This is a genomic window from Haloferula luteola (assembly GCF_014201715.1).
Lineage (GTDB): Bacteria > Verrucomicrobiota > Verrucomicrobiia > Verrucomicrobiales > Akkermansiaceae > Haloferula > Haloferula luteola.
On the sequence record NZ_JACHFD010000012.1, the window covers coordinates 66,742 to 82,770 of the forward strand.

A 16,029-nucleotide genomic window follows, 5' to 3' on the forward strand; every position below is an offset into this window, starting at 1 on the left:
GGCGTGCTCTCCTGGTTCGAAAACGACGCGTTTCCTCTCTACCTCGCCCCCATGGCTGGGGTCACCGATGTCGTGTTCCGGCAAATCTGCAAGGAGCTGGGTGCGGATGTGATGGTCACCGAGTTTGTTTCGGCGGAAGGGATCATGCAGGCGGACGAGCGAACGAGGAAGTATACCGAGTTCACGGATGAGCAGCGTCCCGTCGGCGTGCAGCTATTTGGAGCTGACGGCGTGCGGATGGGCGAAGCGGCGCGGAAGGTGGTGGAGTGGAAGCGCCCGGATTTCATCGATATCAATTTTGGTTGCCCGGTCAACAAGGTGGTCTCGAAGAACGGTGGGTCTTCGCTGTTGAAGGACTGCCCGTTGTTGGAGAGTGTGGCACGGGGCGTCGCCGAAGCCTGTGAGGGCGTGGTGCCGGTGACCGCAAAAATCCGGATTGGGTGGGATGAAAAGACCATCAATGCGGTGGATGTCAGTCGGCGTCTTGAAGACTGTGGGATGCAGGCGATTGCGATCCACGGGCGAACCCGGTCGCAGGGGTATGGTGGGGAGGCTTGTTGGGAAACGATTGATGCCTGCGCGAGGGCGGTCACGGTTCCGGTGATTGGCAACGGCGACATCAGCTGTGGTGAAGATGTCGCCCGGAGGCAGCGCGAAACTGCGGTCAGCGGGGTCATGATCGGGCGGGCTGCGATGCAAAATCCATGGGTTTTTCAAGAGGCGAAGCACTTCCTCCGAACAGGGAATGCGCTCCCTGGCGTTCCTCTGGAGGAGCGTTGGCAGTTGGTGATGCGCCACTGCCGGTTGGCGGCGGAAAGCCGCCGCTATGGGACTGAGCGGCATGCCATCATGGCGATGCGGGCGCGTTTGATGGCTTATTGCAAGGGGTTTCCCGGAGCGAAGGAACTGCGACAACGATTGGCGAAGGTGGAAAGTGTCGCCCAGGTCGAGGAGATCGCCGAGTGGTCCATGTCCCACCCAGCGGGAGAAGTGGCTTAGCGGTCAGTTCAGGCCCTCGCTCAAGGTGCCCCCGAACTCCGCGAGTTTTCAGGGGCGATAGGCATGGGGGTTAGGGTTCGCTGACGCGGAGCCGGAAATACTGATGTGCGGTGTCACCGGTGGGAGCGGGGATTTCCTCAAGTTCCGGTTCTGATCCGTAGCTGTAGACATTTTCGGAAGCATCCCATGAGAGCCAGGAGCTGAGGTCGCTACTCGTCTCGATGTCGTAGATCCGAAAGGGTTGGCGGGTGAAGCGAAGTTGGCCGCTTTCCCAGACAAGCGGCGTGGATTGAACTCCAGAGAGGGGCCCGCTTCCGAGCAGGAACTCATCGTGGTTGCTGCGTCCATCGCCGTCGTCATCCGCGTCGCGGGGGCCCGAGACTCCGTTCATCTGGGCCCAGTCGTCATAGAGGCGATCTTCTGGAAGTCCGCTCTGAATCCATTCAGTGAGGAGAGCGATGCCTTCAGGATCGATTTCGGCGGAGGCCAGAGGTGGCATTCTAGTGAACCCATTGGTGGCTGCCGCTCTTTGGAGGATCACGCTGTGGAGGGCGTCGCCCGGAACGATGTATTTGTTCAGGCTACTGCCGATGTTTTGAACGGGCGGGACATTGATGATGCCGGTTTCCTCCAGGCTGAGTTGTTCCCGGCCGTCCCAGAATCCACTGACGCTTCCACCTTGGTGATGGCAATAGGCGCAGTTCACATCCAGGTAGGAGCGGACGCGCTGTTCAAGGGGATATTGCGTTTCGTCTGGCCGGACGTGAAAAGCCAAGGTCGTGGAGTCGTAGGGGGTGTTGGAGAAGTAACCGCCAGCGGAGAGCAAATCGAGCTGGTTGCCGGTCATGCCGGCCATGGTGAAGGTGTGGTTCAACTGACGAGTGTAGAATGAAAGTGGGCGTCCATCGTGACAAGTGAGGCAGCTGGTTCGTCCGGGAATGGTCCAATGCTGGGTATGCGGGGTGCCGTGATCGTCGATCTCAAGATCGAATTCGGCCCCGGCGTCCTCGACGAGGTAGGCTTCGCTGCTATCGTCGTTCCAGCGGTAGCTTACGCCATAAACGCCATCGTCAGTTTTGACGAGGACTCGGGTTTCAATGCGTTTGTGGGTGGATGGATCGTCGCGAGTCAGAGCGAGGTCGAAATGTTTCACCCACACCATCCCGCTGGGATAGGTCCAGGGGCCCTCTTCTTGCCAGGTCATTTGGCTGGTCCCATCTGGAATGCCGAACCAGCGAGTTTTCTCGGCGTAGTCGCTCCAGAATCGAAGGTTGGGCTCAACGGGGAGCATCCCCGGTGCGGGAGAAAGGTCGGAGAGATCGGCGAACAGTCCGGTTTCGCTGAGGGTTTGTGGAAAGCCGGCGGTAAGATCGCTGCCTGAAGTCAGACGCATGATTTTTCCGGTGAGGTAGGCGCAGAAGAGGATGTCCTGATTCGAGGGGTCGACTCCCATGGAGGAGAAGACTCCGTAGGCACCGGCAAGTCCGGCGATGCGGGAGGTGGAACCGGTCGTGGTGTCCATCTGCCAAACGTGGCCCGAAGTGGAATCGCAGAAGATGTAGGTGCCGTAGAGATCGGGAAAACGTGAGCCGCGATAAACCGAGCCTCCGCAAACCGAGTTGCCTTTGAAATTCGCATCTCCTCCTTCGATTGCCGTATGAACGTATTCGTAGATGGGGTCGGTGCTGGTCCAGTCGGTGGGGGCCGTTCCGAGGGAGCCATTGAAATCGTGTGCTCCTTCGCGATAGGCCCAACCGTAGTTCACTCCGCGTTCGATTTTATCGATTTCCTCGTAGGTAACTTGTCCGACATCGCCTGCCCAGAGATCTCCGGTTGCGGAGTCGAAAGACATTCGCCAAACGTGACGCAGGCCGGTCGCCCAGAATTCGGTGCGGACGGTGCCGGTGACCGGGCTGCCATTGTAGGTGCCGTCCCAGTCACCGCCGAGATTGGTGGAGACAAAGGGATTGTCGATGGGGACCTCGTAGGCGGCATGTCCATTGTGAAGGATGACTGCATCGTGGGCATTCGGAGGAAGGCTGTCATCGTCCGATCCCGTTCCATCGGCTTCGGTGTTGTCTTCGGCTTCGAGATCGACATCGAGGCGGAAAATGCCGCTGAAGAAATCGCCATCGATCTTCTGGCTGTTGAGCTGGCCTCGTGGGGCGTTCTCTTCGTCGCCCGCTGCGTAGTAAAGGTAGCCGTCGGGGCCAAAGTGGAGGTCGCCTCCATTGTGGTTCGCGCCCTCATCCAGTTGTTCGATGAGTACGACTTGAGAGTTGGGATCAGCGACGGTGGGATCGTCAGGATCCGCCTCAAAGCGGGCAATTCTCTGGTAGTAGGAGCCCCCGTTTTTGCGAATGGTGTAGGCGACGAAAAAGGTACGGTTGTTGGCGTAATTTGGGTGGAAGGCGAGTCCGAGGAGCCCGTGTTCAGCATTTCCGCCACCTTCGATGGTTTCGGGTTCGGTGCCTATGGGGGCATTGGCGACGACTTGCTGGAGATCGAGGAAGAGGTTCTTCGCAGGGCTGAGTGAGCTGACGTCGTCCACCCTTTGGATTTTCGCCATGCGCTCACAAACGTAGAGCTGGCGGGCATCGCCAGGTAGGGAGGTGAGGCATAGGGGCTCGTTGAACGTGAGTCCTGGTAGGGCATCGACGAGATCCCAGGCGGTGGATGGAGGGGATGAAGGCATCGACCATTCGGGGTTGGCGATGCGCAAGGAAGTGGTGAGGGAGATGTGGACGGTGGCGACATTGGAGGTCCCGCCCAGGTTGGCCACTGTGTAGGTGAGGACGTCGCTGGGAAATTCGGAGCCGTCATGGGTGTAGAGAATGGTGCCATCGGCGTGAACTTCGGCGGTGCCGTGCGCCGGGGCCGTGAGGATGGTGAGGGTGGTCGAGTCGGGACTCCCCGAATCGTTGGCGGTCACGGGGATTCGAACCTTTTGTCCGGGGTGGAGGGTGGATGAGTCGTCGAGCGCCACGGGAGGGTCGTATGAAGTGTCCGCACCGGCCTCTAGGGAGGCCTTGATTTCAGCGAGCGAAACGGCGCGATCGTAGACGCGAAGCTCATTGATTGAGAGGTGGGAGTTTTGATCCGCCGACCAGTTCGAACGACCGATCCAGTTGTTGACGTCCTCCATGTCCTGGAGGTGAAAAGCGAGATCGATCGAGCCGTAGAGCACGCCGTCGCGGAACCATTTCACCTGGCAACCTGAACTGGCGTAGGTTCCGGCGCCATCGGTGACGGTCATTATGAAGTGGTATTCTTCGCCGGTGTTGGTGATGGAAGAGAGGTCGGTATCGGATTGCGTTTCGGTGCCTCCGTCCAATTTTCCGCCGAGTCGGTGCGAGCCAAGCGTGCCGTTGTTGTTGAGGGAGAGGAAAAGGTTGTCGTTGGCGTTGAAGCCGGCGGGCGCGGTGGTGGTGTCGACAATTTCGCCCTCCTCAGCGCCCGGGCCCGAGGTGACGCTGCAGTTGCCGAAGTCCCAGACCCGCTGCCAGGTGCCGGAGCTGCGAGGAGTGATCCATGCTTCGAGGGTGAGATTGGTGAAGGACTGGAGAAAGCCATTCGGCAGTTCCAGATAGCTGGAGATGTTGCTGGCTGTTTGGGTTCCATTGGTGGTGTCACGGTTGCCGGAGCCGTCATCACCGATCAGCAACTCGCTCCCGGTGAGCAGGCCGCCTTGTCCGTGGACGACGGCGGGTTCGCCAGTGGCCTCGTCGAGAAATAGGGTGCCCTCTGGTGCGTTGCCGGCCGCGGTATTGAAATTCCATCGGCGGACCGGGACCGGGGCGGGTGTTGGGGGCTCTTCGGGGCCGGAAGAGGGATCGGGCCCGATCAGCAAGCTCGACTGGATTTCCTGCTGACTGAGGGCGCGTCGGTAAATGCGCAGTTCGTTCAGGGCGAGATTGGAGTTCGAGTCGCCGGTATACATGGACCGTCCGATCCAGTTGTTGACGTCTTCCATGTCGACGAGGCGAAAGGCGAAGTCGTCGGAGTTTTGCAGAACGCCATCGCGGTACCAAGTTACTCGGCAACCTGAGGAGCCGAGCTCGCCGACACCGTCTTCGACCACGAGAGCGTAGTGATACTCCTGTCCGGCGAGGGTGGTGGCTGTGGAGGTGGTGTAGACGGGTCCCAGGTCGTCGTATTCGCCCTCGAGTTGTTGGGTATTGAAGTCGTTGTTGTTGTTGAAGGTGAGGCTGAGATTGTCCCAAGCCCCAGTGAGGCCAGGTGCTGCGTTGTCATCGAGGATTTCGCCTTCAGCGGCGCCTGTGCCGTGCGATTGGACACAGCGGCCGAAATCGAAGAGCCGTTGCCAAGTTTTGGAGGAAACCGGGGTGGCCCAGGCTTCGAAGGTTACGCTTGGGCTGGCAGAGACCACGCCATTGGAGAGATCGAGGTAGGCGGAGATGGCGGATTCGGGTTGGTTGCCGGTGGTGCTTCCGGGAAGGATGACTTGGCGCCCATCGAGTTGACCGCCATTGCCGCGCAGGGTGATTTCCCATGAGCTTCCCATTTCATCGGTGAAGGAAATTCCGGATTCTGCAGCGGAATTGGCCTGATGAGTGAAGGTCCAGAGGTGATCGGGAGTGGGAGCGGGAGGGGGTGAGGTCGGATCGGTGGGATCGGTGCCGATCTGCTGTTCCTGGAGATTGGAAAACCCGTCGTTGTCGGGGTCATCTTCTCCGCTGTAGAGGGCAAGCTCGGACTCGCTGGCGGTGCCGTCATGGTTGCCGAAGTACTGGTCCTCGAAGAGATCGACGAGGCCGTCGTCATCGGTATCGGGGTCGACGAGGGAATCGGGCCCTGCCGTTAGATGACCGGAGATTTCCGCGGTCGAGAGGACGTGGTCGTAGATCCGAATTTCGTCGTAAGAGGCATCTGCATTCCAATCGTCAGTCCACTGGGATCGTCCTAGCCAGTTGTTCACGTCTTCGAGGTCCTGGAGTCGAAAGGCGACATCGGCGGTGTGGACGACGGTGGCATCACGGTACCAAGTGACCCGGCCGCCACTGGCACCGTAGGTGCCGACGCCATCTTCGAAGGTCAGGACATAGTAGTACTCGGTGCCGAGAGTGGTGACTTGGCTGGCGTCGTAGTAGAGATTGGGATTGGAGTCGTCGTCGTTGATGACGGCATCGAGCCGTTGACCATTGGCATCGTCGCCGATGCTGAAGCTGTAGTAGATCGAGTCGTCGGAGTTGGTGGACCCTGGGGTTTGCCCTTGGCCGTTGATGGGAACGAGTTCACCTGGTTCGGCACTGGGACCGTGGGTGAGATTGGTTCTGCCGAAATCGAAGAGCCGATCATAGCCGGTGACGGAATGGGGAGTGGCCCAGATTTCGACGGAGAGGTTGGCGTGAGACGAAATGATCCCATTGGGAAGGTCGATGTAGGCAGAAAGGAATCCGAGCGAGTGATTGCCATTCGAGGTGCCGGGCAGGCGGAGGGAGGTTCCGGTGAAGCGGGCGGGAGTCTGATAGGCGCCCACCACGGTCGCGATCGCACCAGAAACCGTGTCGGTGAGCGGGGTTCCGGAGACGACATCGCCGGCAGGTTCATCCAATGACCAGCGGTGAATGAGCTCGGCAGAAACCGGGTGAATCAGGGCCGGCGCGAAAAGAAAGGCACGAAGGAAGCGTGCCTTCGCCGGGTTTTTCGAAGGTCGGGGAGACATCAGGAGTTTTTGGGGTTTCTCATAGCCGACAAGAAAGAAGCGGTTCCTGTAAAGGTTTTAGATTGGAATGATGGAGGGCCCTGAGTGGCGATTTCGTCACATGAAGTGAGAAATGAGGTGCCGTGCCGAAAGATGATGGGACACCGGGAAATGCTTTGCTCCAGCGGGCGACCTGATAGTTTGCCGGCCATGGAAAGCCACGAGGTGCTGCGCAGAGCGTTTGCCAAGACAAGTCCCAAGGCGATTGCCTCGGACCTGGGAGTCTCCCTGTCCTTGGTTTACAAATGGGCGGAAAAGCAGTCTGAAGACGGCTCAGGCAGTCGCAATCCGCTGGACCGGATCCAGAAGATTGTCGAGCTCAGCGGAGACCCGGGCATCATTGAGTGGCTTTGCCGATTGAATGGCGGGTATTTCGTGAGGAATCCGCAGAGCTTTTGTGAAAAGGGCTATGAGGTGTTGCCGGCGACGAATGAAATCGTCGGGCAATTTTCGAGCTTGCTGCAACGCATTGCGGAAGCGGCGTCGGATGATTCGATCACTTCGGACGAGGCGAAGGACATTCGGCACTGCTGGGATAAGCTCAAAAGTTACGCGGAAGGATTCGTGCGTTGCTGTGAAGAAGGGGACTTTGAGAAGATGCGTCGCATTCCGCCGCCATCGAAGGGACCGGAGATTTATCGGTCGGCATGAAAATTCCGTGTGTTTCTGTGCTTGCCACCGAGGCGAGGTCCGTGTAGCGAGCACCATAACCGGGGCGTGTTCGCCACTGGTCAGCCCCGTGTCGGTCGTGCCATGCCGCCGCCGGGCTTATCTCCACATGGCGCGTTTAAGACCAACCGACACATGGACATCTACGTGGGCAACCTGCCCTTCACTGCCACCGAGGAAGAGGTGGCCCAGCTCTTCGCCGAATTTGGACCGGTGGAGCGGGTGAAACTGATCACGGACCGTGAAACTGGACGACCACGAGGCTTCGGCTTCGTGACGCTGGAAGACGCGGCAAAAGTCAACCTGGCAGTCGAGGCCCTGAATGGTCAGGACTTTGGCGGCCGTGCCCTGCGCATCAATGCGGCGGAAGCACGCGAACCCCGTGGGGGTGGCGAGCAACGCGGCGGTGGTGGTCGTGGCGGCTTCGGTGGAGAACGTCGTGGCGGCGGTGGCGGCTACGGTGAACGCCGTGGTGGCGGCGGCGGCGGCGGTGGTGGCCGTGGCGGCTTCGGCGGAGATCGCCGTGGCGGCGGTGGCGGTGGCCGTGGCGGTTTCGATGACGGCGGTGGCCGGGGTCGTGGCCGTGGTGGCTACGGTGGCGGTGGAGGCGGCGGTAAGCGCAGCTTCGACGAAGAGTGGTAAAGCACCCTGCCGGTCTTTGATGGACCGAATTTTCATGACCCGGGGAAGTTCTGCTTCTCCGGGTTTTTTATGCCTAGGCGCGTCCTGGGGTGGATGGGGCCGTGAGGGGGTCGCAGCGGTTGGCCAGGCTGGCATGGGGACCGTTGAGCAAGGGGTCTTCCTCGAGAACCCGTTCGGCCAATGCCCGGGCTTCACGCAGCAGTGCCACATCGGCGAGAAAATCGGGGAAGCGGAAGTCGCCGAGGCCACTTTGGAGGGTGCCGAGCACGTCTCCGGGTCCGCGCAGCCGCAAGTCCTCCTCGGCGATGACGAAGCCATCAGAGGTTTTCTCCATGACCTGAAGTTTCTCCATGGCTTCCGGGGATTTGCCGTCGGTGAGAAGGATGCAGTAGCTTTTATGCTCGCCGCGGCCGATGCGCCCCCGGAGTTGGTGGAGTTGTGCTAATCCGAAGCGCTCGGCGTGGTGAATGACCATCAGATTGGCGTTGGGGACGTCGACGCCCACTTCGATGACGGAGGTGGCGACCAGGACCTGGATCTCCCCGTCGCGGAATCTTCGCATGATGGATTCCTTTTCTTCGGACTCAATTTTTCCATGGAGCAAGCCGACCTGATAGGCAGGAAGTCGTTTGATCCACTTGGCGTGCGCTGTGGTGGCTGACTCGATTTTCAGTTTTTCGCTCTCTTCGACGAGAGGGTAGACGAGGTAGGCTTGGCGGCCGGCGGCCAGTTGGTCTTTCACGAAGCCGTTGACGTCTGCCTGCTTGGGTTTGACTCTGAGGGCGGTGACTCGTTTGCCGCGGCCCGCGGGGCGTTCGTCGAGGACCGAAACGTCGAGGTCGCCGTAGATGGTGAGAGTCAGTGTCCGGGGGATCGGGGTGGCGGTCATGACTAGCAGATCAGGGCAGGTGCCTTGTTCGATGAGCCGGCCGCGTTGGAGAACGCCGAATTTGTGTTGCTCGTCGATCACGATGAGCCCCAGATCGGAAAAGAGGGCGTCATCGTAGAGGAGAGCGTGGGTCCCAATGAGGATCTGGGCTTCGCCTTCGATGGGAAGGTGGTTGGATTCCTGACGATGGGCGGTGCGAAGGGCGATGCGTACGCCGAGCGGATCGAGCCATTTTCGGAAGGTGAGATAATGTTGCTCCGCCAGGATCTGGGTGGGTGCCATGAGGGCGGCTTGGGCTCCAGACTCGATGGCGAGGAGCATGGAAGCCATGGCGACGAAGGTTTTCCCTGAGCCGACGTCTCCCTGAAGGAGGCGATTCATGGGGCGAGGCTCGCGCATGTCATGGAGGATTTCCCGGATCGAGCGCTTTTGGGCATCGGTGAGTTCGAAGGGCAGGGCCGCATGAAATTCCGTCAGCAGGCGTGTGCTTTTCCCAAGAACACGACCGTTCGAATGGAGGATGCGCTGGCGTCGCCAAACGACCTGCAGCTGGACTTCGAAGAATTCTTCGAGAGCGAAGCGGCGTCGCGCTGCATCGGCGTGTTCGAGGGACTCTGGAAAGTGGACTTCGCGGTAGGCATCGGCTCGCGGGTAGGTGGGATCGACGTCGAAGTCACCCTGCAAGGAAACCGGGTCGATGTTTTCGAGGAGCAGGTGCTGGATTTCGCGAAGTCGGCGCTGGGGGATGCCGGAGAGATTGCGATAAATCGGGACGATGCGTTCCAAGTGAATGGAGGGTCCATTCTCGAGGCGAATGACTTCAAACTCGGGATGGTCGATGACGATCCGCCCTTGGAATTCTTTCGGTTTGCCGTGGAGGACGATTTCTTGGCCTGCGGCCAGAACCTTGGAAAGGAACGGCATGTTGAACCAGCGACAGGTCAAGGTTGCGGGACCAAGCCCCTGTCCAGCGACGTCTGCGACGACGGCCTCATAGAAGCGGGCACGGGATCCAAACCGATTTCGGGTATCGATGACGGTGCCGCGAATGCAGATGGCAGCGCCGCCAGCGGTCGCGGGAAATGCATCGAATCGACGGCGGTCTTCATAGCGCCGGGGGAGTGCGTTGATGACCTCCCGGGCGGTTTTCAGTCCGGCCGCGGCGAGTGCCAGGACCTCCTTTGCGGGGATCAGTCCCGCGGTGGCGAGATCGGAATCGGCATCGAGCACGGCTCAGGGAGGAGACAGTTGAAAGTCCGAATCCTGCTCGATCAGGAAGATTTGTTTTCGCGGGGAGGACTCGCGGAGCAGCCTTCCTTTCGCGGTGATCGATTGATGGAGGAGAGTGTCGATGGTCTTGGGGCCGAATTGGGCGGTCTTCTCGGTACGGAATCCGATCCAATGCTGATCTCCTGAAGCGCTACGAACTAAGGCATAGACGGTGCTCCCCGAACGGCTGGAGGTGGTTTCGACGACTTCACCTTGGATTTCATACTGTCTGCCGATGATGAAAAGAGGGGCCTGAGCCCGATCATGGGCCATCCGGCGCGCTTTTTCGGAGATATCGTCGACCGTGGAAGGAGCTGTTGCAGGGTCTCTGGAGGGTTCATTGCGGGCTTCTTCCGCCACTTGCTCAGGGCGGATTTCCCTGGCCTCGCGGGTGGGCGCTGAGGGGGCTGCGAGTGGTTCGTGAGCCGGTGGATCCTGCTCGACGCGCTGAAGTTGGAGGAAGACCAGAACGCCAGCTGCAAGCGCGAGGGTGGCGGCGAAGACCCATGGCCAGCGTTGGCTGGGAGTCGAGGAGCGTTTTTGAAACGGACGAACGGTGGGAGCTGGCGAGGGTGGAGCCGGAGTGACGAGCGGAGGGTAGGGGGAATTGAGCGCGTGAAGGGCGGCGGTGATGGACCAGTAGTCGGGGTTTTTGCGAAGGGCATTGACCCATGCGCCCAATCCTTTTCCGGCGCCGTCGGAGACCATGTGACCAGCCCAACCGGTGATTTCCTCCGTCAGGGCGAGGAGGGGGGAGAGGTCTTGCCGCATGCGGGAGTTTCCTATCCATCGGGTGGGGCAGATCCAAAAAGTGACCCCCGGGTGACTTCCATCGTGGGCGAGGATGATCGATTCGGGAGTGGTTTCGACCCACAGGGCTTCTTCTTGGAATACCTCGGACAAGAGCAGGCTGGACTCCAAGGCAAGCTGGACGAGATGGCGTGCCGTGCCGACGGGATCCTGCAACTGGCCTAGGCACTTCGAAAGCGGAGTTCCCTCATGCCACTCGGTCACGAGAAACGGCAGGCCGTCGACGGGATCGGTGCCCCCATCGAGCACCCTGCGCAGGGCTGGGTGCGTGACTTCAGTAAGCCGTCTCAAGGCGATGGAATACGCGGCACGCTCTTCTTCTTGAAGGCCGCCGCCAGTGGGGCCGAAAGGAAAGAATCGGCGCACCACGACGAGTCGATGCTCCTCACGGTCCGTGGCTTGGAAAACGACTCCGTGATGGTCCTGGCTCAGGATTTCTTGGATTTCGTAACGCTCGCTCACTCGCCATGGCTATCAGATCTGATCCGCAGCGGGCAATGCCCCGCTGTACCTTTTCCGGGGTGGTGGACGTCCGCCTTTCTTTTTCCGTGCTTTCGGCTAAAAGCGGGGCTTGTATCCGCCCGTCCGTCCCGCCCACGGACCTTTGCCGATCCGCTATGGCTACCGAACTGACACGCAATTTCTCGATCATCGCTCACATCGATCACGGCAAGACGACCTTGTCGGACCGGTTGCTGGAGTTTACCCAGACGATTTCTGAGCGGGAGAAGCAGGACCAGCTGCTGGATGCCATGGATTTGGAGCGGGAAAAAGGCATCACCATCAAGAGCCATCCGGTGGCGATGCAATACACTGCGAAGGACGGTGTCACCTATCGCCTCAACCTTCTCGATACTCCCGGGCACGTGGATTTTTCCTACGAAGTGGCGAGGTCTCTGGCGGCGTGTGAGGGGGCGATCCTGATGGTGGATGCGGCGCAGGGCGTGGAGGCTCAGACCATGGCCAATCTTCATTTGGCGATGGGTCAGAACCTGATCATCATTCCGGTTCTCAACAAAATCGACCTGCCCGCTGCGGACGTCGATAAGTGCAAGCAGCAGTTGGAAGACATTCTGGCAATCCCGGCAGAGGACGCGATCCCTGCTTCCGCCAAAAATGGAATCGGCATTGAAGAGATTCTGGAGGCGGTGGTGGCTCGGGTGCCTGCGCCCATCGAGAACGAGGACAAGCTTCTTCGCGCCTCCGTGTTCGATTCTGTTTACGATGCCTATCGCGGAGTGATTTCCTATGTGCGGGTTTTTTCCGGGACCATTCGGAAACGCCAGAGAATCAAGCTTTTCGCCACTGGAAAGACCTATGAAGTGAAGGAAGTCGGGGTTTTCACGCCGAAAATGACCGAGCGTGACGAGCTGATCGCGGGTGATGTGGGCTACGTGATCGCCAACATGAAATCGGCGGATGAGGCGAAGATTGGGGATACGCTGACCGATGCGACCCATCCCTGTCCTGAGGCCCTCCCTGGCTACAAGGAGATCCAGCCGATGGTCTTTTCGGGAATCTACCCGGTGGACAGCTCGGACTATGAGGGTTTGAAGACGGCGATGGGCAAGCTGCAGATCAATGATGCGGCTTTCTCCTATTCTTCAGAAAGCTCGACCGCTTTGGGTTTCGGATTCCGTTGCGGATTCCTTGGCCTGCTTCACATGGAAATCATCCAGGAGCGGCTGCGTCGGGAGTTCAACATGGACGTGATCTCCACCTATCCTTCGGTGATCTATGAGGTGACGAAGACCAGTGGGGAGGATGTCATTGTCGACAACCCCTCCTTTCTTCCGGAGCCGCAGGAAATCCAAGAGATCCGCGAGCCGATGGTGAAGGTGTACCTGATGATTCCCGGTGAGTACATTGGCGACATGATGGCGCTGGTGATGGAGAAGCGCGGGGATGTCGTGCATACGGAAACGATCGACGACACTCGGGTGATGCTTACCTGTGAATTGCCCTTGTCGGAGATTTTGGTGGATTTCAATGACCGGATGAAATCGATGACCCGCGGGTATGGTTCGATGGACTATGAGCACCACGGCTACCGTCCTGCCAAGATGGTGAAGATGGACATGCTGATCGCCAGTGAGCCGGTGGAAGCCTTTTCGACGATCGTTCACCGCGACAAGGCTGAGGGCTACGGACGAGCGTTGGCGCTCAAATTGAAGGAAGTGATTCCTCAGCAGCTCTTTGTGGTCGCCATCCAGGCGTGTATTGGTGGGAAGATTGTCGCTTCCGAGCGGATCTCCGCGATGCGCAAAAACGTCACGGCCAAGTGCTATGGCGGCGACATCACCCGGAAGCGGAAGCTCCTTGAGAAGCAGAAGAAGGGTAAGGAAAAGATGAAGCAATTCGGGAAGGTGAGCATCCCGCAGGAAGCGTTCATCAAAGTCCTGAAGTCGGGGGACTGAAGCGTTCCTGCTTGGAGGGGAGGGTCAGACCATGGGCTGACTTCTCGCATGCCGGGTGAAGCGGATGGCTCGCAGAGGCAGCGTTTTCTCCTGGCGGCTTCCCGTTCGAATTCCACGGTGGTCGGTTTGAGCGACCTCGAAGAGCCGAGGGACACCAGGGGGAGATCCCTCTGCTGGATCTGAAGGGATTTGGCCGGATGAGCAATGGGTTCTCGCACCCTAACGGTGGCGGTCGAAGTAGCCGTCTCCGAGATAGGTTTCTACGGGGTAGTCGGGGAGGGGGCCGGCATCCGGTGGCAGTGGAATGGTGCCATAGAGCAGGTCTTCTGGAGGAGCGACGGAGATTTCGACCGGGGTGCCGACGCGGACCTTGGCAAAAAATTTCGGCGCGAGGTTTTCGTGCATTCGGATGCAGCCATCGGTGCAGGCTTCATGTTTGATCCAGCCGGTGTGGAAACCAAGCTTGGGAGTCCATCCGCACCAGTAAGGCAGCGGGCGGCCCACAAAGGTGGAGCCGCTGGGGAGCCGGCGGCGGGTGACTTTTTTGGCGCTGCCCTGGCGGACGGCAAACCCTTCGGTGGTGCTGCGGCGGCGCTCTTCCTTTTCACGGATTCGAAAGGTGCCGGTGGGGGTGGGGGTGGCCTCGCTACCCACGGAAACGGGCATCACGAATAGCGGCTGATCTCCTTCCATCAGGTAGGCACGCTGACGCGAAAGCGAGACGACGACCCGGACTTGGCTCCCATCACGGGGGGATTCGATGGGGCGGTCGTAGGCTTGATAGACCTCCAAGCCGTTTGGCGGCGGCGAGGAAGAGCAGGCCGTGAGGGTTCCTGCGACCAGAGCTGACAGCAGCAGAGAGAATTTCATGAAGGGGAGCGGGGAGGACCTAGGACCGGGATCCGTCAAGGGATGGGGATCAACGAACCCGTTCCCATTGAGTCACCTTGCCGCGCTCGAACCACACGGTCGCTACCCGGGAGGGCAAGTAGGAGATTTCTGGGCCGAGATCAAAAAAGTAGCGGCGATAGCCATAGGGGTAGTAGCCATACCCGCCGTAGAGGTTGGTGGAATAGACAGGAGTGCTGCGCGCATATTCCCATACTTGGGTGGGCCTGCCGGCGTGGGAGCCTTCGAATTCTCGGGAAGGTTTTCCCCATGCGAGGCGGACCGCGGCAGCGCTCATGCCGTCTTCTATGCGACCTTCCCGGACCAACTCCTGATGGCGGTTGCTAAGCGCCTGGAAGGTGGCGGGCGCTTTGGCAATGCGAGTTTCCGGGGTTGCGGGAACGCACGAGGCGAGAAAGAGCGCACTGGGCAGCAGGAGGAGCAACCATTTCATGGCAGGAAGCTAACGGGGGTGAAGAGATTCTGCAATGGTGAGGCAGGTCTGCGAAATCTTTCGCGAAAGCTGCTTGCGCTCGGCCGGCACTGCGCTGATGGGATGGGAAGACCCATGAATGACCTCCTCTCCCCCGAAGAACTTGCCGACGCTCTCAAGCATCTCCCGGATTGGGAGCACGAGGGCAAAACCCTGGTGCGAACCGTGGAGTTTGAAGATTTCAACGAGGCGATTGATTTCGTCAATGACGTGGCGGAAATCGCTGAAGAGGAAGGTCACCATCCAGACATCCTCATCCGCTATTCAAAGGTGACACTCACGCTGACCACCCATGATGTAGGAGGCCTCACCTCCTCGGATCTCGACCTGGCTCACAAGGTTGACAACCAGGTCGACTGATCCTGCTTCCTCACTCAACGGGGGAGCATCAATTCCTCGTCGTTGAGACCGGTCACCTCGCGCAGCCCTTTCATGAGGCGCTGAAGAGTGAAGAAGAGGAAAATCAGCAAGGGCGCACCGATCACTGCGAAGCCCCAGCCGGTGAGTTTCCCGACGATGCCGTTGTATTGTTCGAGCGCGTCCGGTGCGTTCCGATCAAAGCCGTGGAAGAACCAGAGGGCGAGACCGAGGTTCAGAATGCAACTGAGGAAAAACGAACATGCAAAGAGCACGGTGGCTTGCTTTTTGACCTGCTGATAGCCGGACTCAGCCTGCCGGATGGCGACCGCATTTTCGATTTTTGGGATATCGAAAAGGGAATCGTTAAAGAGGAAGACATTCAGCAGGGGAGTGGTTGAGCGCTGGGAAAGCAACACCCCGATCCCAAGGGCAAGGGGAATGGCCGCTTCCTTGATCCCGAAGAGCATCCCCGCGTGTTCTTTGACGGTGCCGTCCTGATTCCAAAGGTAGAGGGTGAGCCCACCGGTCAACAGGACCGAGAAGAGCCCCAGACCCGAGAAGAAGTTGAACTTCTTGGTTTTGAAGAAATGCCAGATGCCGTAGCCGAGTGGAAGAGCGAGTGCGACGACCAGAGCCTTGAGGGGGCCGATGTGCCAGAATTTCACCTCCTTACCCAGGTGCTCCTGCAGGGCGGGATCCTTGCTGAGGTAGCTGAGGACCATGACGGGAATGAGCACGTTGACGAAGATGTTCGCGAGAGGATGCTCTTGGTGGGTTTTGGGATCGGCCATGGAGATCGTGGAGATGGGTGCAGACCCAAGCAGGCTTGCGAGGGAGAGCCAGAGGAAAATCGTCGGCTACGCGCCAT

Annotated in this window: 11 protein-coding genes; 5 read left to right on the forward strand and 6 right to left on the reverse strand. The window is 59.4% G+C overall.

Annotation, left to right across the window (positions count from 1 at the left end):
• Positions 1 to 3 precede the first annotated feature (3 nt).
• Positions 4 to 999 carry a tRNA dihydrouridine synthase DusB gene (gene dusB, locus HNR46_RS12635; protein WP_184019350.1) on the forward strand — a complete coding sequence of 332 codons (996 nt, stop codon included), beginning with the start codon at positions 4 to 6 and terminating at the stop codon, positions 997 to 999.
• Positions 1,000 to 1,069: 70 nt separating this feature from the next.
• On the opposite strand, the gene HNR46_RS12640 is transcribed toward dusB, so the two are convergent.
• The gene (locus HNR46_RS12640; RefSeq protein WP_184019352.1) at positions 1,070 to 6,685 is read right to left on the reverse strand and encodes a LamG-like jellyroll fold domain-containing protein; all 5,616 of its coding nucleotides are present in this window, start codon (positions 6,683 to 6,685) and stop codon (positions 1,070 to 1,072) included.
• A 189-nt stretch (positions 6,686 to 6,874) separates the two neighbouring features.
• Here HNR46_RS12640 and HNR46_RS12645 point away from each other — a divergent pair, with 189 nt between their 5' ends.
• Positions 6,875 to 7,375, forward strand: coding sequence for a phage regulatory CII family protein (locus HNR46_RS12645; RefSeq protein ID WP_184019354.1), 501 nt, complete (start codon positions 6,875 to 6,877; stop codon positions 7,373 to 7,375).
• 153 nt (positions 7,376 to 7,528) lie between these two features.
• On the forward strand, positions 7,529 to 8,035 hold the full coding sequence (locus HNR46_RS12650) for an RNA recognition motif domain-containing protein (RefSeq protein ID WP_184019356.1): 507 nt from the start codon (positions 7,529 to 7,531) through the stop codon (positions 8,033 to 8,035).
• A 73-nt stretch (positions 8,036 to 8,108) separates the two neighbouring features.
• Here HNR46_RS12650 and recG read toward each other — a convergent pair whose 3' ends face one another.
• Both recG and HNR46_RS12660 read right to left on the reverse strand, forming a co-directional pair.
• Positions 8,109 to 10,154, reverse strand: coding sequence for an ATP-dependent DNA helicase RecG (gene recG, locus HNR46_RS12655; RefSeq protein WP_184019357.1), 2,046 nt, complete (start codon positions 10,152 to 10,154; stop codon positions 8,109 to 8,111).
• A 3-nt stretch (positions 10,155 to 10,157) separates the two neighbouring features.
• Positions 10,158 to 11,465 carry a hypothetical protein gene (locus HNR46_RS12660; protein ID WP_184019359.1) on the reverse strand — a complete coding sequence of 436 codons (1,308 nt, stop codon included), beginning with the start codon at positions 11,463 to 11,465 and terminating at the stop codon, positions 10,158 to 10,160.
• A gap of 155 nt (positions 11,466 to 11,620) precedes the next feature.
• On the opposite strand from HNR46_RS12660, the gene lepA reads away from it, so the two are divergent.
• On the forward strand, positions 11,621 to 13,420 hold the full coding sequence (gene lepA / locus HNR46_RS12665) for a translation elongation factor 4 (RefSeq protein WP_184019361.1): 1,800 nt from the start codon (positions 11,621 to 11,623) through the stop codon (positions 13,418 to 13,420).
• A 219-nt stretch (positions 13,421 to 13,639) separates the two neighbouring features.
• Here the strand turns inward: lepA and HNR46_RS12670 are convergent, their stop codons facing one another.
• Together HNR46_RS12670 and HNR46_RS12675 are read right to left on the reverse strand one after the other, a co-directional pair.
• Positions 13,640 to 14,290, reverse strand: coding sequence for a L,D-transpeptidase (locus HNR46_RS12670; protein ID WP_184019363.1), 651 nt, complete (start codon positions 14,288 to 14,290; stop codon positions 13,640 to 13,642).
• Between the two features lie 49 nt (positions 14,291 to 14,339).
• Positions 14,340 to 14,762, reverse strand: coding sequence for a hypothetical protein (locus HNR46_RS12675; protein WP_184019365.1), 423 nt, complete (start codon positions 14,760 to 14,762; stop codon positions 14,340 to 14,342).
• Positions 14,763 to 14,876: 114 nt separating this feature from the next.
• Here HNR46_RS12675 and HNR46_RS12680 point away from each other — a divergent pair, with 114 nt between their 5' ends.
• The gene (locus HNR46_RS12680; protein ID WP_184019367.1) at positions 14,877 to 15,161 is read left to right on the forward strand and encodes a 4a-hydroxytetrahydrobiopterin dehydratase; all 285 of its coding nucleotides are present in this window, start codon (positions 14,877 to 14,879) and stop codon (positions 15,159 to 15,161) included.
• Between the two features lie 14 nt (positions 15,162 to 15,175).
• Here HNR46_RS12680 and HNR46_RS12685 read toward each other — a convergent pair whose 3' ends face one another.
• Positions 15,176 to 15,952, reverse strand: coding sequence for a VC0807 family protein (locus tag HNR46_RS12685; protein WP_184019369.1), 777 nt, complete (start codon positions 15,950 to 15,952; stop codon positions 15,176 to 15,178).
• Positions 15,953 to 16,029 lie beyond the last annotated feature (77 nt).